Annotated in this window: 16 protein-coding genes and 2 pseudogenes; 11 read left to right on the top strand and 7 right to left on the bottom strand. The window is 65.0% G+C overall.

Translation table 11 applies throughout. The annotated features are described in order from the left end of the window. The first annotated feature begins 137 nt into the window (after window positions 1-137). The 6 genes from NED97_RS10315 to NED97_RS10290 all read left to right on the top strand — a co-directional run bounded on the left by NED97_RS10315 (window position 138) and on the right by NED97_RS10290 (window position 6,083). On the top strand, window positions 138-716 hold the full coding sequence (locus NED97_RS10315) for an acyltransferase (protein ID WP_252486963.1): 579 nt from the start codon (window positions 138-140) through the stop codon (window positions 714-716). After that, window positions 713-1,909: a DegT/DnrJ/EryC1/StrS family aminotransferase gene (locus tag NED97_RS10310; protein WP_252486962.1), complete on the top strand. Its 1,197-nt coding sequence runs from the start codon at window positions 713-715 to the stop codon at window positions 1,907-1,909. The genes NED97_RS10315 and NED97_RS10310 overlap by 4 nt, the downstream gene beginning before the upstream one ends. Then, complete coding sequence (locus tag NED97_RS10305) at window positions 1,906-2,886, top strand: Gfo/Idh/MocA family protein (protein WP_252486961.1); 981 nt, start codon at window positions 1,906-1,908, stop codon at window positions 2,884-2,886. Before NED97_RS10310 ends, NED97_RS10305 begins: the two co-directional genes overlap by 4 nt. Next, a complete protein-coding gene (locus NED97_RS10300; RefSeq protein ID WP_252486960.1) occupies window positions 2,883-4,367 on the top strand; it encodes a nucleotide sugar dehydrogenase in 1,485 nt (494 codons plus the stop codon). The genes NED97_RS10305 and NED97_RS10300 overlap by 4 nt, the downstream gene beginning before the upstream one ends. Beyond that, window positions 4,360-5,445: a glycosyltransferase family 2 protein gene (locus tag NED97_RS10295; RefSeq protein WP_252486959.1), complete on the top strand. Its 1,086-nt coding sequence runs from the start codon at window positions 4,360-4,362 to the stop codon at window positions 5,443-5,445. The genes NED97_RS10300 and NED97_RS10295 overlap by 8 nt, the downstream gene beginning before the upstream one ends. Window positions 5,446-5,591: 146 nt before the next feature. After that, window positions 5,592-6,083, top strand: a complete 492-nt coding sequence (locus tag NED97_RS10290; RefSeq protein WP_252486958.1) for a hypothetical protein — start codon at window positions 5,592-5,594, stop codon at window positions 6,081-6,083. A gap of 88 nt (window positions 6,084-6,171) precedes the next feature. On the opposite strand, the gene NED97_RS10285 is transcribed toward NED97_RS10290, so the two are convergent. Beyond that, complete coding sequence (locus NED97_RS10285) at window positions 6,172-7,272, bottom strand: DUF354 domain-containing protein (protein WP_252486957.1); 1,101 nt, start codon at window positions 7,270-7,272, stop codon at window positions 6,172-6,174. A gap of 227 nt (window positions 7,273-7,499) precedes the next feature. Here NED97_RS10285 and NED97_RS10280 point away from each other — a divergent pair, with 227 nt between their 5' ends. Both NED97_RS10280 and NED97_RS10275 read left to right on the top strand, forming a co-directional pair. Beyond that, a complete protein-coding gene (locus NED97_RS10280; protein ID WP_252486956.1) occupies window positions 7,500-8,462 on the top strand; it encodes a glycosyltransferase in 963 nt (320 codons plus the stop codon). Window positions 8,463-9,117: 655 nt separating this feature from the next. Then, window positions 9,118-9,804 carry a PAS domain-containing protein gene (locus NED97_RS10275; RefSeq protein ID WP_252486955.1) on the top strand — a complete coding sequence of 229 codons (687 nt, stop codon included), beginning with the start codon at window positions 9,118-9,120 and terminating at the stop codon, window positions 9,802-9,804. Window positions 9,805-10,003: 199 nt separating this feature from the next. Here NED97_RS10275 and NED97_RS10270 read toward each other — a convergent pair whose 3' ends face one another. The 4 genes from NED97_RS10270 to NED97_RS10255 all read right to left on the bottom strand — a co-directional run bounded on the left by NED97_RS10270 (window position 10,004) and on the right by NED97_RS10255 (window position 14,100). Beyond that, the gene (locus NED97_RS10270; RefSeq protein ID WP_252486954.1) at window positions 10,004-10,975 is read right to left on the bottom strand and encodes an NAD-dependent epimerase/dehydratase family protein; all 972 of its coding nucleotides are present in this window, start codon (window positions 10,973-10,975) and stop codon (window positions 10,004-10,006) included. Next, window positions 10,972-11,907: a DUF362 domain-containing protein gene (locus NED97_RS10265; protein ID WP_252486953.1), complete on the bottom strand. Its 936-nt coding sequence runs from the start codon at window positions 11,905-11,907 to the stop codon at window positions 10,972-10,974. The genes NED97_RS10270 and NED97_RS10265 overlap by 4 nt, the downstream gene beginning before the upstream one ends. Further along, window positions 11,904-13,007 (bottom strand): Gfo/Idh/MocA family protein, encoded by a 1,104-nt coding sequence (locus NED97_RS10260; RefSeq protein ID WP_252490610.1) that lies wholly within the window; start codon window positions 13,005-13,007, stop codon window positions 11,904-11,906. Before NED97_RS10260 ends, NED97_RS10265 begins: the two co-directional genes overlap by 4 nt. A 139-nt stretch (window positions 13,008-13,146) precedes the next feature. Further along, entirely contained in the window at window positions 13,147-14,100 is a 954-nt protein-coding gene (locus NED97_RS10255; protein WP_252486952.1) for a polysaccharide deacetylase family protein, read from the bottom strand. A gap of 268 nt (window positions 14,101-14,368) precedes the next feature. Between NED97_RS10255 and NED97_RS10250 the strand changes: the two genes are divergently transcribed. The 3 genes and pseudogenes from NED97_RS10250 to NED97_RS23230 form a co-directional block, all read left to right on the top strand. After that, on the top strand, window positions 14,369-15,964 hold the full coding sequence (locus NED97_RS10250; protein WP_252486951.1) for an alkaline phosphatase family protein: 1,596 nt from the start codon (window positions 14,369-14,371) through the stop codon (window positions 15,962-15,964). Window positions 15,965-16,084: 120 nt separating this feature from the next. Beyond that, window positions 16,085-16,471, top strand: a complete 387-nt coding sequence (locus NED97_RS10245; RefSeq protein WP_252486950.1) for a hypothetical protein — start codon at window positions 16,085-16,087, stop codon at window positions 16,469-16,471. Between the two features lie 243 nt (window positions 16,472-16,714). Then, a pseudogene (locus NED97_RS23230) lies at window positions 16,715-17,005 on the top strand (helix-turn-helix domain-containing protein); the annotation flags it as partial. 38 nt (window positions 17,006-17,043) lie between these two features. On the opposite strand, the pseudogene NED97_RS10235 reads toward NED97_RS23230, so the two are convergent. Together NED97_RS10235 and glmS are read right to left on the bottom strand one after the other, a co-directional pair. Beyond that, window positions 17,044-17,715: pseudogene (locus NED97_RS10235) on the bottom strand (DMT family transporter); the annotation flags it as partial. Window positions 17,716-17,981: 266 nt separating this feature from the next. Beyond that, a complete protein-coding gene (glmS, locus tag NED97_RS10230) occupies window positions 17,982-19,796 on the bottom strand; it encodes a glutamine--fructose-6-phosphate transaminase (isomerizing) (protein WP_252490609.1) in 1,815 nt (604 codons plus the stop codon). Between the last annotated feature and the right edge of the window lie 98 nt (window positions 19,797-19,894).

Below are 19,894 nucleotides of genomic sequence, written 5' to 3'. Positions count from 1 at the left end.
ATAACAAAGCCTCGTTACCGGCTGTATTCGGATGATTGCCCACACGGGTATCGAGTATCTATGATAGACCAACACGGACACAGCGGACGAGTTCTGGGACGTCTCACGACCGATTCCCCGGACGGAGGTGCGCGCTCGTGAGTCGATTCGTTTCCGACGACGGCTGTACGATCGACGACGACGCGACGGTCGACTACGGCGAGTTCGACGAACCGACCAGAATCGGCGCCGACGCGACGATCAGGGCCGGTTCGATCGTCTACGGCGACGTAACCGTCGGCAACGAGTTCACGACCGGCCACGACGTCCTGATCCGCGAGGGGACGACGATCGGCGACGACGTGCTCGTCGGGACGAAGACGGTTATCGACGGCCAAACGACGATCGGCTCACACGTTAGTCTCCAGACGAACGTCTACGTTCCGACCGAGACGACGATCGGGAGCAACGTCTTCGTCGGTCCCGGCGCCGTCCTGACGAACGACGAGTACCCCGTTCGGACCGACGACGGTCTCGAGGGGCCGACGATCGAGGACGGAGCATCTATCGGCGCGAACGCGACGGTGCTCCCGGGCGTGACGATCGGCGAAAACGCGTTCGTCGCCGCCGGCGCCGTCGTTACGGAGGACGTACCGGCTGACAGCCTCGCCGTCGGAGCGCCGGCTAAAGTACAGACGCTACCCGCCCCCCTCGAGGGACCGAACCAGCTCGCATGACCGACGCCGAAACGAACTCGAAGATCAACGCCGAGACCGGTATCGAAGCGGAAACCGACGTCGGGGCGACCGACACGAGCGACGGCGACGATCGCGTTCCGATCGCCGACCCCGATCTCAGTGCGGACGCCGTCCGGCGCGTCCGGTCGGTGCTCGAAAGCGGCGTCCTCGCCGACGGCCCCGAAGTCCGGGCGTTCGAGCGCGAGTTCGCCACCTTCTGTGGCACCAGACACGCCGTCGGTACTTCCAACGGGACGACGGCACTGGTGACCGCACTCGAGGCGCTCGGTCTCGAGGAGGACGACGCCGTCGTCACCTCCCCGTTCTCGTTCGTCGCGAGCGCGAACGCGATCCGACTCGCCGGCGGGACGCCGGTCTTCGCCGACATCGATACGGGGACGTACACGCTCGATCCCGCGGACGTCGAGCGTGTCGTCCGAGAGCGAGACGACATCGTCGGCCTGTTGCCGGTCCACCTCTACGGCCTCCCCGCCGATATGCCGGCGCTGTGTGACCTCGCGGACACACACGACCTGTTCGTCCTCGAGGACGCCTGCCAGGCCCACGGAGCGAAGTGTAACGGAAAACGAGCCGGTTCGTTCGGCGACGCCGCTTGCTTCTCGTTCTACCCGACGAAGAACATGACCACGGGCGAGGGCGGCGTCGTCACGACCGACCGCGACGACGTCGCCGAGCGGGCGTTGCAGTACGTCAACCACGGCCGGGGCGAAACCGGAACTGGCAGCTACGAGCACGTCGAACTCGGGCACAATCACCGGATGACGAGCGTCGAAGCCGCCATCGGCCGCGCGCAACTCGAGCGGCTCTCGACGTTCAACGAGGCGCGCCGAGAACACGCGGCCGCCTACGACGAGGCGTTCACCGAGTTGCCCCTCGAGACGCCGACGGAGCCGTCGCAGTATCGCCACGTTTACCACCAGTATACGATCCGGACCGCGAACCGAGACGCGCTGGCGGCGTCGCTCGAGGAGCAAAACGTCGGAACGGGAATCTACTACGAGACGCCGATCCACCGCCAACCGGCCTACGAGACCATCAGCGCGGCCGCGGCGACGCTCCCGGAAGCGGAACGAGCCGCCGACCGCGTGCTCTCGATCCCCGTCCACCCGAACGTCTCGGCGGACGACCGGCGGACCGTCATCGAGGCGGTGCGGAACCACTACGACCAATGACAGACCAATCCACCGTCAGAGCCGGCGTCATCGGCGCCGGTTCGATGGGCGAGAACCACGCGCGGGTGTACAGTGAACTGCAAAACGTCGAGCTCGTCGGGGTCACCGATCGCGACCGCGAGATCGAACGCCGGGTCGCCGGCGAGTTCGGCACCGAGGCCCTCACCCTCGAGCGACTCCTCGAGCGGTGTGACGTCGTTACCGTCGCGGTCCCGACGCACGCACACGTCGACGTCGTCTCGACGTGTCTCGCGGCCGGCGTTCACGTTCTGGTCGAGAAACCGATCACGGAATCCGTCGAGGAAGGACGTGCGCTCGCCGAACAGGCGCACGAGTCCGACCTCGTCCTGCAGGTCGGCCACATCGAGCGGTTCAACCCTGCAGTCGGAATGGTACACGACCTGATCGACGATCTCGACGTCATCAGCATCGAGGCGGAGCGACTCGGGCCGCCGGTCAATCGAACGGCGCCGGGCAGCGTCGTCTTCGATCTGATGATCCACGACGTCGACATCGTCGGCTCGCTGCTCGACGAACGCCCGACGTCGATCTCCGCGATCGGTACGGCCGACGGCCGGTACGCGACGGCGACGATGGAGTACGACGACGTGGTGGCGACGCTGACCGCGAGTCGAGTGACCCAGAAGAAGGTTCGAAAGCTCACCGTGACCGCCCGCGAGTGTCTCGTCGAGGTCGACTACCTCGAGCAGTCCGTGTTGATCTACCGCGACTCGTACCCCGAGTATCTCACGGACGACGGACAGAACCGCTACCGTCACGAGAGCGTCGTTGAACGACCGCGAATCTCCGCCAGCGAACCGCTGCGGTGCGAACTCGAGTCATTCGTCGAAGCGGTCCGGACCGGCGCCGAGCCGGAAGTGACCGCCGAGGACGGAATCGAGGCGCTCGAGACGGTCCAGACGATCGACTCGCGGATCGAGACGACGCCGCGGGAACAGGAGGTGAACGTCCGATGAGCACACAGTCACCCGAACTGTACGGCTCGACGCGCTCCGAGGACCGACTCAGAGCGCAGTTGACCGGCGGCGAGATTCCGGTCGCCGTCTACGGCCTCGGGAAGATGGGCCTGCCGCTGGCGGGCGTCTACGCCGAAACGACCGGCAACGTAACCGGAGTCGACATCGATCCGACCGTCGTCGAGGCGGTCAACGACGGCGAGAGCCACGTCGTCGGCGAACCCGGCCTGGGAGACCTCGTCGCCGAGCAGGTCGAACGGGGACGGTTCGAGGCGACGACCGACGGATCGGCGGCCGCCGAGGACGCCCGGATCCACGTCATCATCGTGCCGACGCTGCTGTCCGAGGATCACGAACCCGACCTCACGACGGTCGAGTCCGTGGTCGAGGACATCGCCGCGGGACTCTCACCGGGCGATCTGGTCGTCGCCGAGTCGACGCTGCCGCCGGGATCCTGTCGGGACGTCCTGCTTCCCCATTTGTGCCAAGAGAGCGGCCTCGAGCGCGGCGAGTTCGGACTCGCGTTCTGTCCGGAGCGGACCAAGTCCGGGAAGGCGCTCCGGGACATCCGCGGCCAGTATCCGAAGGTCGTCGGCGGCGTCGACGCGGAGAGCACTCGCGCGGTCGGGATCGTCTACGACGAACTCTCGAGCAACGAGATCCACACCGTCTCGGACGCGACGACCGCGGAGGCCGTGAAGGTGTTCGAGGGCGTCTACCGAGACGTCAACATCGCGCTGGCGAACGAACTGGGTCGGCTCGCGGACGAACTCGGGATCTCCGTTCGGGAGGCCATCGACACCGCGAACGGGCTGTCGGTGTGTCAGCTACACGAACCCGGCCCCGGCGTCGGCGGCCACTGCATCCCGTACTACCCGCACTTCCTGCTGTCCCGACTCGACGAACCGATGCCGGTGATGCAGACGTCCCGCGACCTCAACGATCGGATGCCGTCGGTCGTCGTCGACAGGCTCGCCGACGAGCTCGAGGCGGTTGGCACCGACCTCGCGGACGCGTCGGTCGTCGTCCTCGGCGTCACGTACCGCCCCGGCGTCGAGGAGACCCGCGCGTCGCCGGCGCTCGGCGTCATCGATGCGCTTTCGGCCGCCGGCGCGGACGTCGCCGCCGTCGATCCGCTGGTCGATCCGGCGGAGTACGGCGCCCGGCCTGTCTCCCTCGAGGAGCTACCGGACGAATCGTTCGACGGTGCGATCGTCGTCACGCCCCACCAGGAGTTCGACGGGATTCCGTGGGGGCAACTCGAGCCGATGATCGTCGTCGACGGCCGCGACGCGCTCGATCTCTCCGGGACGGCCCACCGACAGTACACGTTCGCGGGGTCACACGACGGTTCCGCCCCGCTCTCTGATGCCCGACGCGGCGACCTGGTCGGCGGCGACCCGGACGAAGAATCGACCCCGGCGCGAAGCGACACGGATAAACCGGAACCCGGCAGAACGGACGGAGGAACCGATGTATAAGGGGAAATCCGTCGGCGTTGTCGTCACCGCCTACAACGAGGACGCGTTCGTCGGCCGGGTCATCGAGACGATCCCGTCGTTCGTCGACCGCATCTACGTCGTCGATGACGCCTCCCCGGACGACTGCTGGAACGTCATCCGGGACGTCGCCACCCGAATCAACGAGAGCGAATCCGCCGAACCGGAACGAGCCGTGGCCGACGGCGGAGACGGCCGGCAGGTCGTGCCGATCCGCCACGACGAGAACCGCGGCTACGGCGCCGCGGTCAAAACGGGGTACGAACGCGCCGTCGCCGACGGGATCGACGTGGTCGCCGTGATGAACGGCGACGGCCAGATGGATCCGGCGATCCTCGATCGAATTATCGAACCGGTCGTCACCGACGAGGCGGACTACGCGAAGGGGAATCGGCTCCTGACACCCGAGCATCGCGCGTCGATGTCGACGTTCCGGTTCGTCGGGAACGCCATGCTCACCGGACTCTCGAAGTTCGCCTCCGGCTACTGGACGATCTCCGATCCCCAGAACGGGTACACCGCCATCTCAAGCGAGGCGATCGAGAAACTTGACCTCGAGTCAGTTACGGACAACTACGGCTTTCTCAACCACGTTCTGACCCACCTCAACGTCAACGAGTTTCGAGTCGCCGACGTCCCGATGACGGCGGTCTACGGCGACGAGGAGAGCAGTATCGGCTACTCGTCGTTCGTCCAGTTCGTCTCGCTGCTGTTGCTCCGGAGCTTCCTCTGGCGGCTGAAAACCAGCTACGTCGTCCGGAGGTTCCACCCCGTCGTGGTCTTCTACGGAGCCGGGGCGACCGGGCTGGCCGGCGGAACCGTCGGACTGATCGCCTCGCTCGCTCGCCGCGTGCGCGGAGCCGAGAGCTTCACCGCCGGCGTCGCGTCGTTCGTCGCGTTCCTGGTCGGAGCGGTGGCGCTCGGGATCGCGATCTGGCTCGACGCCGAGGAGAGCAGCCATCTCGAGGTGAGCCCGTACGAGGAGGACGCGGCGGACGAACGGACGACCGAGCGGCCCGCCGGCCAGCTGGGAGAGGCTGCTCCCCAGTCCGCCGATTAGCGCCGTCATCGTGCCGCCGCGTTCCGTCGGTGCAAGTTCGGACTTTTTTCGCACGATCGAGCAACAGTTCCACCGCACAAACCGGGATTTCGACACAGGCCATACAGAAAGGATTTACTCGTCCGTTCTCTGCGTCCACTCGTTTAATGAAACGACAGCCGCTCCTCCGCTCGTTCGGCGGTATCGGGGCGCTCGCTCTCGCGGGGTGTCTCGGCGACGACGAGGACGAACAGTCTCCGGCGAGTGACGAAGACGGTCACTCGTCGAAACACGAGGGCGAGGGTGAGCGTCCGCCGAACGAGGATCGGGTGGACGAAGTAGTACCGGCCGACGAAGCGGAAGGCTGTACCGACCCCGAGTTCGACGTCACCGTTAGTCTTCCGCCCGCGGTGCCGGACGACGCCGCGGTCGTCGACGCTGCAGCGGCGGGACTCACGGAGATCGGCGCCGTCGAGTCGGTGCTCTCCGAAGCCAGTATCACGCACTCCGAGGAGATGGAGGGAAACGACGAGCACGTCTGGCTCGCGGATGGCAAGGACCAGGGGGAACTGTACGACGAATTCGGCGGATCGACGGGATACGTGAAGTTCGAGGGCGTTACCTACGCGGTAGAGACGTACCAGGCTATCGCGTGTTGAGGATCGCCGTTCCGACGCGGCGTCGGGTCGCTCGAGACGGTTCACCGTTGCGTTACGGCTGATCCCCGATCGCCCGCGCCGAAACGGCTCACATCGACTGCGATCGCGGCTGGATCGACTGTCTGGTCGAGGTGCTGAGTCGATCGACCGCGCCGCGGGAAGTCGCGACCTCGACGAGCAGGTCCGTCAGGTTCACCAGATCGGCGGCGTACTCCCGGCGGCGCTCCTGCCAGCGTTCCGAGGCCCCGTCGTCGTCGAGGATCTCGAGCGTGCGGTCGCGGATCGGTTCGTAGTCGTCGAACTCCTCGACGAGCCCGGCCCGCTCGAGTTCCTCGAACTCGCCGTACTCGTGTCGGTCGTTGCCCCGGTACCGGAACGTCGGCGTACCGAGCAGCGCGGCCTCGGTGGCCATCGTTCCCGTGTCGGCGACCAGAAGCGAGGCCCCGGCCATCGCGTCGTGGATCAGCGCGGGGTGGAGGTCGTACGGGCGGGCCGGGTAGTCGCGCAGGTCCATGTCTCCGCCTTCGTCGGAGACGAAGACGGTCGCCCGCTCGCTCAGTCGCTCGATCAGATCCCGGCGCTGCTCCCGCGTGAATCCTTCGAGGTCGGTGTCGTGGAGCGCGTCAAGGGCGTTGAACCGGACGAGGACGTACGGCTCGTCGGGACCGACGCCGAGGTACTCGCCGACGTCCTCGTCGGATTCGAACACGTCGGGGTGGAGATACGCGCACTCCTTGAACCCCTCGAACGTGTAGTGATCGTCGCCGAGATCCCGGCGCGTGACCTCCGGCGAGAGGATGCAGTCGGCGAACGGCCGGGAGACGGTGTGGTTAAAGTCGCCGGGCTCGTCGTCTAAGACGAGCACGACCGGCGTCCGCGTGATCGTTCCCGCGAGGGCGGCGTACGGACCGCGACCGAAGACGACGTCCGGCCGGAACCGGATCGATTCCCGGACGATCGTTCCGAGCTGGCCGCCGAGTTCGCGGGCGAACCGGAGCTTCGAGTACGCGTCGGTTCCGTGATCGCCGTACACCCGGTACGGCATCTCGAAGAAGTCGAGTAGGTCCGTCGTACAGGCGTACTCGCGGGTCAGGACGAGGACGTCGTGACCGGCTCCCTCGAGCCTGTCGACGGCGTGGCGGTACAGGTGGACGTGGGCAGGCGTATTCGCGAAGACGAGAATCCGCATCGGTTCTTCGTATCCGGCGGTGACCCTTTGTAATAGTACAGCTACCGATGGCGGACGCGCCGGAACGGGGCGCCGTCTCGCGGTTCGGAAGGATTCTGCGAGAACGCTCGAGTCGCCTCGATTCGAAAGTTTCGACCCCGTAACGGGGTGTACTCTCCCCGTAAACATCGTAGGGTCGGAATTTTCGCGCGAATAACAAACCGTCGGGAGACGGTCCGTAACCGGCAATGCACGTCCTGATCCTGACGGCGAACGCCGACGCGCCGTTTATGACCCAGCAGGTGGCCGCGCTCGAGGAGCGCGGCGTCTCGTTTTCCACGCTGCCGGTCGCCGGGGAGGTCAGCGCCGACGTCGATCGCAGTCCGCTCGACTACCTGCGGACCGTTCCGCGGGTGATCCGGGAGGCGGACAACGGCTACGACCTGGTTCACGCCCACTACGGGTCGACGGCGCCGATGGCGCTCGTTCAGTTACGAAAGCCGGTCGTCCTCTCGCTGTGGGGGTCCGACGTTCACGGTCCGATCGCACCCGTAAGCAAGGCCTGCGCGCCGCTCTGCGACGAAGTCGTCGTCATGTCCGAGGAGATGCGCTCGGTGCTCGGCCACGACTGCGAAGTGATCCCCGACGGCGTCGACCTCGAGCGGTTCCAGCCGAAATCGAAGTCGCGGGCTCGAGCGTCCGTCGGCTGGCCCGACGACGAGTATCACGTGCTCTTTCCCTACTCTCCCGCGCGCGGAGTGAAAAACTACCCGCGGGCTCGGCGCGTCGTCAACGCCGTGAGCGGGCTGGTCGATCGACCGGTTCGACTACAGACCGTCTCCGGAGTCGACCACGGCACCGTCTCGACGTACATGAACGCTGCCGACGCGCTGTTGCTGACCTCGAAGAGCGAAGGATCGCCGAACTCGGTGAAGGAGGCGCTGGCCTGCAACGTCCCCGTCGTCTCGCTCGACGTCGGCGACGTCGCGGAGCGACTGGCCGGCGTCGATCCCTCGTTCGTCGCGACGAGCGACGAGGAGCTGATCGACGGACTGATCGAGATTCTCGAGCGCGGCGAGCGATCCAACGGCCGGGAGGCCGCCCGCGAGGTGAGTATCGAACGAACCGCGGATCGGATGCTCGAGGTCTACGAGCGTGCGGTCGGAACGACGGTGTCGAAGCGCGAACCGGCGGCCGTCTCTCCGGAGTAAAGACGCTGTTGAGGTCCTTCGTTGTTGATGAGTGACGAAGAGTCGCATTGCGTACAGGTGAACAACAGAACGCTACGAATCACAGTCCGCTCGGAACCGGTCACAAACGGTGCGCTGAATAAAAGGGATTACTCCGTCGTAACGGCTTTATTTTATTTAGGAAGTTTGTGCTGAAACAACTACCGAGGAAATGCGCGAACTGACCGAGAGGATTATTTTAGCCGCGATAGCTTGTCGTAGAAATGAACGCGGAGCAAAATTTACTATCGAGTGGTGGGTCTCGCGTGGTATGATGGAGACAGAGGGGGGCGGAGGCGTTTGCGACCAATGGGACCGACTCCTGTATCAGTTATCGGCCCAGCCGCGCCGGCAGATCATTGTTTCACTACTGGACGTTTCCGAGGAGCGACGACTCTTACTCCCCGAGGCTGCACTCCCGTCGACGAGTTCGGTCAATTCCGAGCGATTCGCGACCGAATTGAAACATCACCATCTCCCGACGTTAGCCAGCGCCGGCTACGTCCGGTGGGAGCAGGACCCGTTCTGTGTCCAGCGCGGACCTCATTTTGAGGTTCCGCGGCAGTGATGCAGGCCCTGATCGCTTCGGCAGACCAGCTTCCAGAATCCTTGACGCAGGGAGGCATCGTTGAAACGTATGAAACGCAGTAACGAGATTATCCACGAGGTCGTATCTGCGCTGGCCGAGGCAGACGGCGTAACTCCGGAGGAATTAGAGTACACGCTTGCGGAGTATATCGATCCGGGAATGATAGAGACGCTCGTGTCGAGAGACGTGACCTGCAAACTCACGTTTCAGGTACCGGCTCACGAGGTCACAGTTACGGCTGCCGGGGAGGTCTTTATCGATGGTACCGAGTCCCAGAATGGGAACCAACCGCATCTGGCGGACTCCGAACAGACTGCCCTCTCCACCCATCCCGAGCGGCTGCGGCTCCAGCGATTTTTCGACAACTTGCCCTGTACGGTGTATCAATCACGCAACGAGCCGGGATGGCCGATCGAGTTCATTAGCGGAAACTGCCGCGAGCTAACGGGGTACGATCCGAACGCGTTCGTCGTTGGCGGTGTCAATTTTGGCTTCGATCTTATCGATCCGGACGACCGTGAAAGAGTGTCCGAAACAGTCCGTGAATCAGTTCGAAACGAAGAACCGTTCTCTCTCCTGTACCGGATCCAGACGGCTGAAAACGCGGAAAAATGGGTCAATGAAATCGGTGTTGGACTCTTCGACGAGAAGGAGCCCATCCCCTTCGTCGGTGCGATCATCGACGTCACCGATATGAAAAGCGATCTGGACATCCCGAGAGATATTCGAGTGTAGTGGATCGATGGACGTGCTATCTCACTTCCCAGTAATAGCCGTTCATCTGCGTGAGAACTACCCTGTATTCAGCACCGGCTGAACGAACATCGTCTGCACCCGACAGAAGTTCTGGATCTCAGTTCGCATCTGCACGTAACAGCAGGTTCAGTCGAAGCGCTATCTCGACGTTCTAATTCCGAGACGATCGATGTGAGAGCTACTGCACTTCCGTCCGGTACCAGTCCATCGTCTCGGGGAGGTGTGCCTCGAGCGGCCGATAGGTGTACCCCAGCTCCTCGTGGGCCTTGCGCGAACTGTAGAACAGCCGCCGGGTTGCCAGCTGGGCCATCTGGCGATCGAAGGGGAACACGCGCCGGTCGGTAACGGTGCCGACGGCTTCGGCCACCGGTCCGGCGGCGTGGATCGCGACGGCCGGAACCGGGATCCGGGCCGGGGAGCCGTCGACGTGGTCGGCGATCCGCGAGACCGCCCGGTCGTAGGTGAGGTTCTCGCCGCCGAGGATGTAGTGCTCGCCGGACTCGCCGCGCTCGTAGGCCGCGAGCAGGCCGTCGACGACGTCGTCGACGCCGACGATGCTCAGTCCGCCGGGGAGGTAGGCGGGCATCGTCGGTTCGGCCCCCATCGCGATCAGCTGGGCCGTGAAGTTCCCGTCGCCGGGGCCGAAGATCGAGGTCGGGTGAACCGTCAGGGCGTCGCCGCCCGCCTCGGCGTACCGATCGACGAGGCGCTCCGCCCGGGCTTTCGAGGACTGGTAGGCCCCGATCGGTTCGGCGACATCCGTCTCGTCGGCGACCGGTTCGGTCCCGTCGGATCGTCGCGTTCCCGACGTGCTCGTAAACACCAGCCGACCGGCGTCGCACTCCTCACAGATCTCGAGAACGTTCCTGGTTCCCTCGTGGTTGACCCGGTGAACGGTGTCGGGACCGGCGCTCCAGAGGCCGATCCCGGCGAGGTGAAAGACGACGTCGGCGCCGTCGACGAGCGACTCGAGCGTCTCGTCGTCGAAGAGGTCGCCGACGTACCAGTCGACGGCGTCGAGTCCGTTCCGATCCGAGGTCGGTCGACTGAGTCCGCGGACCTCCCAGCCCTCCTCGAGCAGGCGTTCACAGAGGTGCGATCCGAGGAAGCCGGTCGCACCGGTGACGGCTGCCGTTCGTTCCCCCGTCATCGTCCCTCGAGCTGTGGCGGTACCGCGTCGCCGCTCGCGGCCGCGTAGAGCCGGTAGGCGGTCGAAACTGCCGGGTGGGTGTCGTCCGTCGGCGGCAGCCGTCCGCCGGAGAGTCGCTCTCGAATCGACGCGAGATCCGCCACCCCCGGGTTCTCGACGGTGACCGGCGTCTCGCTATCTTTCAGGAGCGTCGAGAGCGCCTCGTCTTCGTCCGTCTCGCGGCCGAGCAGTGACGTTTCGACCGCGTCGACGGCTGCTACCGATCCGGAGAGGAGGACGTTCGCCGCGACCGGGTCGCTACCGTACGCGATCGTCCCGTCGAGGACGGCGAGTTCGGGATCGATCGCTCGAGTCGCAGCGACCGCCGCTCGAGCCGGGTCGGCGGTACAGTTCACGAGCGAGGCGAGCGTCCGCATCGCACCCGCGACGGGTCCGTCGGCGCTCGGCCGGAGCGTCGGGACGACGATCACGGTTCCGTCGAGCAGCGGCTCCGGCACCGACAGCGCGACCGACCGGCCGTCGGCTTCCCGGTACTCGTTTCGCTGCGGAACCGCTTCGTCGGCCGCGTCGACGAGGTCGGCGTCGAACCGCTCGAGGACGCGCTCGTAGCCGAGGTACGACGCCGTCCGGCCGAACGCGATCCGATCGTCGCTCCGTCCGACGACGGCGAGGTCGGTGTCGGTTTCTCGATCGAACCAGGCGGCGATCGCGCCGACCACGGCGGGGTCGGTCACCATCCCGGTCGACGGGTGGAACGGGTAGTGAACGTCGGGTGCGACGGTCACGCGGTCGGCGGCCACGATCGACTCCCGTTGCTGATCGAGAAGCGACGCGACGGGCGACTCGAGGGTCGCCATTCGAGTGTCGATTCCGGGCCGCCAGCCGTCGCGACGATCCACGACGTCGACCGCGGCGAGACGAACGGCGTTCACGACATCACCTCCGGCGCCTCAAGTTCGTCGGCGTCGGTCTCGGCCGCCAGATCGTACGCGGTTTCTGCCAGCGCGAGCGAGCGCCGCCCGTCGAGCCCACTGATCGGCGGCGTCTCGTTCTCGCGGATCGCGTCACAGAAGTCCGCCAGCGCGTCGTAGTGTGCCTGCAGGTAGAACGTCGGTCCGAAGACCGTCGGCTCGTCGTCCCGGAACCGGCTGGCGACGTTCGAGAGCGCTTCGCGGGCCGCGCTCGCGTAGAAGTTCTCGGGCAGGTGGTTCCGGTTGCTGATCGTGCCCGTGATCCCCTCGAGGCGCAGTCGCGTGTTCACCTCCGGAAGCTCCTCCCACTGGTAGGAGCCACAGTGGAGCGTGATCGTCGTCTCCGTCTCCGGTGCCCGGAGGAGCACCGTCGCGGCGTCTTCGACGGGGATATCGAGCGTCCGGCCCATCGTCGCGTCGCGAATCTCGAGGTCGCCGAACAGCCACTCGAGCACGTCGAAACAGTGAACGCCGAGTTCGAGCAGCGAACCGCCGCCGACGGCGTCAGGGTCGAGCGGCCAGGAGGGTGGTGCGGTGTCCGCGGGCGGCCGTCCGAGCGGGCCGTCGTTGAGCCGCGTGATCGAGGCGTAGGGGACGTGGCCGACGCCACCCTCGTCGTAGGCCTCCTTTACACCGACCATGTCGGGCTGGTAGCGGAGGGTGTGATCGACGCCGACGGCGATCCCCGCCCGTTCTGCGGTCTCGAGCATCCGGTCGGCTTCCTCGGTCGAGCGGGCTAGCGGCTTCTCGACGAAGACGTCGATCCCGTACTCGGCGGCCCGCTCGACGGCCTCCGCGTGGAGAAACGGCGGCAGAGCCACGACCGCGACGTCGATGTCCTCCGACGCGAGCAGCGTCGCGTAGTCGTCGTACGTTCGTGGAACCCCCGCTCGTTCGGCCCGGTCGCGGTTCTCGGGAACCGCGTCAGCGGCCGCGAGGACCTCGACGCCGGGCATCGCGAGCGCCGATTTGAGGTGCACCATGCCGATGTTTCCAACGCCGAGTACGCCAATCGAGAGCGTACTCGAGGTGGTCCACCGACTGCGAAACTGTGAGAGCATCTGCCCGAGAACGGGGTGGCTGCGGGCTTTGTTATCATCGCCGTACCACCACGGGTAGGCGAGTAGCCCGCCCATTCCGTGCGAACTCGGAGGATAAACGCGATCGAAAGAAAGAGTCAGCGGCTATCCGCGGCCGCAGTCAGTACTGTCTCGCCGGTGCCTGTCCGTCGACACCCTTCGCGGGACCGTCGATCCCGTCGGGGAGATCGGTCCGTCGAGCGACATCCGCCATCGTCTCGACGGTGAGATCGGTCTCGGACCGGCACCGATCGATGTACGCGAGGATCGCCTTCATCCGGCGGTCGTCGCGCTCGTGTGTGAGATTGTTCGGATGGAGCCACACGTGGAAGATGCCGTCGGACGCGGCGGCCTCGTCGATCCCGCGCCGGGCCAGAACGACCATCGGGTCGTCCCAGACCGATTCGGCGACCGTTCGGGCGGGCCCCTCGAATCCGAAGAGAAACAGCGACGCCGGCACGTTCACCAGCCCGTGCTCGTCGACAGTCGGCTCGACGACCATCGATCGGTCGCGGAGCGTCGAATCGAAGACGCCGCGGATTCCGTCACGAGTTGGCGACCGTCCCCGGTAGGCGCTGATTCCGGATTCGGCGAGGACGTCGCGGTGACCGACGTCGTTTCGCGGGTACACGAACGAGTCGATCGTCTGGTCCCACTCCGTGGCCAGTTCGATGCTTCGCTCGAGTTCGGCGACGGCGAGCTCTCGCTCCGTCTCGGACCGGCCGAAGAGCACGTGAGAGAACGAGTGGCTAGCGAACTCGTGGTCGACGTCGGAGTCGAGGATTCCGCGTACGAGGTCGGGTCCGAAGCGGAGGTCATCGCGATCCCACCAGTCGTTTCGTTCCCGGGCGAACCATCCCTCCGGCGCCGGGTGGTCGGCGTGCGTTCCGTCGCAGGACTCGAGCATGAGGTGGCCGACGACGGCCCACGTCGCCGGAATATCGTACTCGGCACACAGTTCGAGCATGACCGACCAGCCGCGACGACCGGACTCGACGCGATCGGTGGGCGGCGACTCGAGATCGTGAAACCCCCAGCCGATTTCGGCATCCAGCGAAATCACAATGCTGCCCATAGTTCCCACCACCGTTGGATCCGTCTCATACACGAGTCGGTAATCGACTGGACTGTTTTGTTATGGGTCACATTCCGGGGGTGGTTCGGGGCAGTCCCTCACAGTAGGCCGAGAGATACGCTACGAACGTGAATTGTGGAGGTGATCCGGTTAAGCGGAGCGAACTCGGCGGCAGCCGGTCTGACGGTCGCCGAAGTCTCTCTATAACAAAGCAGTCGTCGGGATACCTCCAGCACAGTAGACGTCTCCGACGTCTCATTAATAAACTATGAGCGGATCTTCCCCAGCCTCCGAGCGAGCGTTCGTGCTCGGACTCGACGGTGTGCCGTGGAGACTTATCGAACAATGGACCGACGAGGGCGAACTCCCGAACTTCGCCCGAATGCGCGAGGAGGGTGCCTCCGGTATCCTCGAGAGCACGTGTCCGCCGACGACGCCGCTCGCCTGGCCGTCGATCGCGACCGGCGTCTGGCCGGACAAACACGGGATCTACGGATTCCAAAACCTCTCGTCGAAGTACTCCCAGGAGATGTACACGAGCTACGATCGCAAACAGCCGGCGCTCTGGGAGCAGCTATCCCCGGCTCACGTCGGCAACGTGCCGATGACGTATCCGGCTCGCGACATCGACGGGACGATGGTGACCGGGATGATGACCCCGTCGACCGAGCGGGAGTTCACGCATCCGCCCGAATTGCAGTCGGAGATCGATCGGCGCATTCCCGACTACGAGATCAGCCTCGACTATCCGGATTACGCCAACCGGATCGACGAGTTCCCGGATGCCGTCGACGACATTCTCTCGAAGCGACGCGAACTGATGCGCATCCAGATGGAGGAGGCGAGTGACGACTGGCAGCTGTTCTTTTTCGTCTACACCGCGCCGGACCGGTTCCAGCACCTCGTCTGGGATATGGACCTCCTGCTCGAGCACTACAAGCGCCTCGACGACGTTCTCGGCGAGGTAATGGAGTACACCGACGAGCACGACGCCGACCTATACGTCGTCTCCGACCACGGCTTCGGCCCCATCGACCAGTTGGTCTACGTCAATCACTTCCTCGAGCGGGAGGGGTACCTGTTCCAGCAGGAAGACGAGGGGGCCCGCGGCGCCCTCGCGAGCCTCGGTATCTCCCGGGACAAGATCACGAGCACGCTCAACCGCGTCGGTATCTCCGAAGAGATGCTCGTCTCGACGCTCCCCCGTCGGCTGGTCGACTCCGTCGCCGAGCAGATTCCCGGCGATCACGCCCTTTACGACGTCGATTACGAGCGAACCGTCGCGTTCGTTCACGGCGCAGGGAACTGTTACATCAACGACACCGAGCGCTTCGAGAACGGCGTCGTCGAGCCGAGTGATATCCCCACCATCAAGGACGAACTGGTCGACATCTTCGAGTCGGTGACGGACGAGGACGGGGCGTCGATTCTCCGAGTGTTCGACGGTGACGAACTGTTCCCGACCGACAAGGGATCACCGGATCTGGTCGTCAACGGTCGGAACGGCTACGAGTCGCGGAACTCGATCACGAACGAACCGTTCGGCGACACGGGCCCGACGACGGCGAGCCATCGCAGCAAGGGGATTATGCTCTGTCGCGGCCCCTCGATCGACGAGGGAGCGATCCTGCGCGGCGCCCGCGTCGTCGACGTCGCACCGACGCTTCTCCACGGAATCGGCGAACCGATCCCGGAGAACGCCGACGGCCGCGTCCTCTTCGACGCGTTCGCCGAGACCGCGACGCCCTCGACCACGAAGGTCCGGCGCACCGCCGTGTCGGCAGCGGGAAGCGAGGGAGAGGAGGTCGACGAGGACTTCACCGACGTCGAGGACCGGTTGAAGGGTCTCGGCTACATGGAGTAGGGTGTTTCCGACGCCGAACGGCCGCGGTCGAGCAATTACGCTGCTTCTCCCGTCAGTTTGCCGGTATCGCCGAGCCATGCAAGCAAAGCGACTACCAGCCGTCGGGTCGGATCGTCTCGCATGGTCGACGAGGATCTCGAACTCGAGCGAGACGTCGGTGAAGCGACGATCGTCTACGACGAACCGGACGAAGGAACCGTCGAGAAGACGGTCCCCAACGAACACATCGCCTACTTTCAGGATCACTGGATCATCAAGACCAACGAGGACGAGGAGGGACACGACATCGTCCGCCGGATTCCCTCGAAACGGGTCCACTACGTCGAGCGATCCGTCGAGGAGTTCGAAGAGGAAGTCCAGACGCTGGTCGATCAGGTGCAGTCGTTCGCCGCCGACCTTCGCACGAAGATCCCGGTCGGCTCGGGCAGCGGCGAGAACCAACGCGATGACGAGGCCGTCCAGCCGATCAACGTCGATATCGACGAGTCGGACGACGAAGGTGACTGAGCCGATAGCGGGCCACGGACGCTACGGTCCCGCCGACCGAGAGTACGGTTTTCCGACAGTACTGTCGGCTACGCGTTCCGATCCGCCCCGGCACGTTTTCTTTTCCGAGAGCATACTGAGAGTGTGATCGTCGCGACCTTTTCGCTCCCTCACGACGCGCTCGCTCTCGGACAGACCTTCCAGGAGCTTCTCGAACTGAAGGTCGAAGCCGAGCGCATCGCGGCCCACAGCAGAGCGTGGGTGATGCCCTATCTCTGGGCCACCAACGCCGAATTCGAGACCGCCGACGAGGTCGACGAACGTATCGACACCTACGTCGATCAGCGAGGGTCTGTCCTGGACACCGAGGCCGACGCCGACGAGTGGCAAGTGCGAATCCGATTCGTCTCGCGCGACCAGTTCGACGCGTTCCGGAACTCCCTCACCGAACGGGGGATGAGGTTCGAACTCCGCGACCTGACCGAGCCGGATTCTCCTCGTCAGACGGCTGCCCAACTGACGCCCGACCAGCGTGACGCTCTCGTGGTCGCCCGGGAACTCGGCTACTACGAGGTGCCGCGCAGACGACTCACGAGAAACGCCAGCGAGCCGATCGCTTCCGGGTGCGTCCAGGCACCGATGTCGATCGGTTCTCCCATCGAAGCGCTCACCGCGTGCATGAGAATCGCCCCGCCGAGCATCGCCCACGCCTGCATCGTGAGCGTGGGAAGCGACGACTCGATTCGGCGCGAGAGGACGCTTCCGAGTGCCATCGCTGAAGCGGCACAGAAGATGAGGCCCGTAGCGACCACGTCCGACGACAGCAAATTCGCTGGATCGGGACGTGCGATGACAACCACGCCGGCCACACCGCACAGGAGGCCAACGACGCCGATCGGGGTCAGCGAATATTCTGGGACGAAGACCCGCGAGAAGCCGGCCGCGAGTATCGGGGTAAGACTCACGATGATTGCGGCCGTCGCGGCGGTCGTGTGTTGTTGGCCGGTGAAGAGGAACGCGTGATACGCGGCGATGAGAAACACCGCACCGACGGCGACCTCAGACCACTCGTTTCGCCCCCGTGGACGCCACACATCCTCCGCGTGATAGACGTATGCGAGGAGCAGTATCGCGGCGAGATCGTACCGAAACGCGGCGAAAAGCACCGGCGGAAAGTGCAACAGACCAGCGCTGATCGCGACGAACGTCGTTCCCCAAATGACACAGAGGGTGAAAAACAAGCCTCCGTTCCGATATCGGTTCACGAACCGGGTGTTATCCGCACCCTTGCTTGAACATACCGAACTAGATGTCTCTTGAGAGACCACCACTCCGCGTTGACCGATCTCCGGCTTGCGTCACATTCGCGCTATGTATTCAGCGTGGCTCCCTCAACATATCTATTATCTAATGACAGTAATTGTGTTAGGTTCGCATCTCTACGTAACAGCTGTTTCAGACGACGCTTTATCTGAACGACGAACTGTCAACGAGAAATTCTGTGTGAACCGTGAATCGTGATCGCCGAGTGTTACTCGACGGTCACGCTCTTGGCGAGGTTTCGCGGCTTGTCGATCGGCCGGTCCAGCAGATCCGCGGCGTAGTAGGAGACCAGTTGCAACTGGACGTTCGCGAGCAGTCCCGCGAGCGCCGTGTCGGTGTCCGGAATCTCGAGGTGGGCGTCCGCGATCTCGACGGCCGGGTGGTCGGCGGGACAGACCGCGACGAGGGGTGCACCGCGGGTCTGGGCCTCCTCGGCGTTTTTCAGCGTCTTCTCGTCCTCGTCGCCGGTGAAGACGGCGAACACCGGCGTCTCCGGCGTCACCAGCGCGAGCGGACCGTGTTTGAGTTCGCCGGAAGCGAACCCCTCGGCGTGCTCGTAGGTAATCTCCTTGAACTTGAGCGCGCCCTCGAGTGCGACCGGGTAGCCGAGACCGCGGCCGATGAAGAAGTACGACTGGCTGTCCCGGTAGCGTTCGGCGATCGACGCGGGGTCAGACGACTCGAGCATCCGATTGATCTCGTCGGGCATCGCCGCGAGATCCGGCAGGAGCGACTCGAGGTTTGCCGGCGGTTCGCCCCGCCGATCGGCGGCGATCCGCTGGCCGAGCAGCGTGAGCATCACGGCCTGCGAGGAGAACGTCTTGGTCGCGGCGACGCCGATCTCCGGTCCCGCACGGATGAACAGCGCGTCGTCGGCCTCGCGTGCGGCGGTCGACCCGACGACGTTCGTGACCGTCACCGTGGACGCGCCGTTCGCCTTGGCCCGGCGAAGCGCGTTCAGGGTATCCGCGGTCTCGCCGCTCTGGGTGACGGCGATCACAAGCGTCTCGTCGTCGACCGGCGGCGCGGCGACGCTGTACTCGTTGGCGAGCAGCGCGGTCGAGTGCACGCCGGCCTGGTTGAGCGAGAGCGAGCCGTACAGCGCGGCGTGATACGACGTCCCACAGGCGACGAACTGGACGCTCGAGACGTCGGCGAACGTACCCGGACCGAAGTCGGCCAGCGCGATCCGCCCGTTTTCGGGGTCGATCCGCCCCTCGATCGCCTGGGCGAGCGACGTCGGCTGCTCGTGGATTTCCTTGAGCATGAAGTGGTCGTACGTTCCCTTCCCGGCCTCTTCGGGGTCCCACTCAACCGTCTCGGGTTTGCGAGCGACCGGGTTCCCCTCGAGGTCCGTAAACTCGACGCCGTCCCCGTCGACGATGACGACGTCGCCGTCCTCGAGGTAGACCACGCTGTCGGTGTACTCGAGGAAGGCGGGAACGTCGCTCGCGAGGAAGTACTCGCCGTCCTCGATGCCGACGACGAGCGGCGACCCCTGTCGGGCGGCGTAGAGGACGTGTTCGCCGGAGAACATCGCCGTAATCGCGTAGCTTCCCTCCAGTTCCTCGATCGCTCGCCGGAAGGCCGCCTCGTTCTCGAGCCCCTCGTCGAGATAGTACTGGATGAGATGGGGAACGACCTCGGTGTCGGTGTCGCTCGTGAACTCGCAGCCGTTGTCCCGCAGTCGGGCCCTGAGTTCCGCGTAGTTCTCGATGATCCCGTTGTGGACGACGGCGACGTCTTCGGCGCTATCCGTGTGCGGATGGGCGTTCTCGTCGGTCGGCGGTCCGTGCGTGCTCCAGCGGGTGTGGCCGATTCCGACGGCGCCCTCGAGCGGTTCGTCTTCGATCGATTCGATCAGCGTCTCGACCTTTCCCGAGCGCTTCTGAACGTCGATGCCGGAGCCGTTCTGGATGGCGACGCCCGCCGAGTCGTAGCCTCGGTACTCGAGATTCTCGAGACCGGAGAGGAGCGTCTCGAGCGCGTTGCCGTCGCCGACGCGGCCGATGATTCCGCACATCAGTGAATCACCGCCCTCCGGACCGCCCGGCGTGGCGGTCTCCACCTGCTGCCGCATCGATTGTCGGCTTCGGTCCTCGGCGTGCGCGTACAGTCCGT

Origin of the sequence: Natronococcus sp. CG52, from assembly GCF_023913515.1 — an archaeon.
Taxonomy (GTDB): Archaea; Halobacteriota; Halobacteria; order Halobacteriales; family Natrialbaceae; genus Natronococcus; species Natronococcus zhouii.
This window is presented reverse-complemented; position numbering and strand designations above follow the sequence as displayed.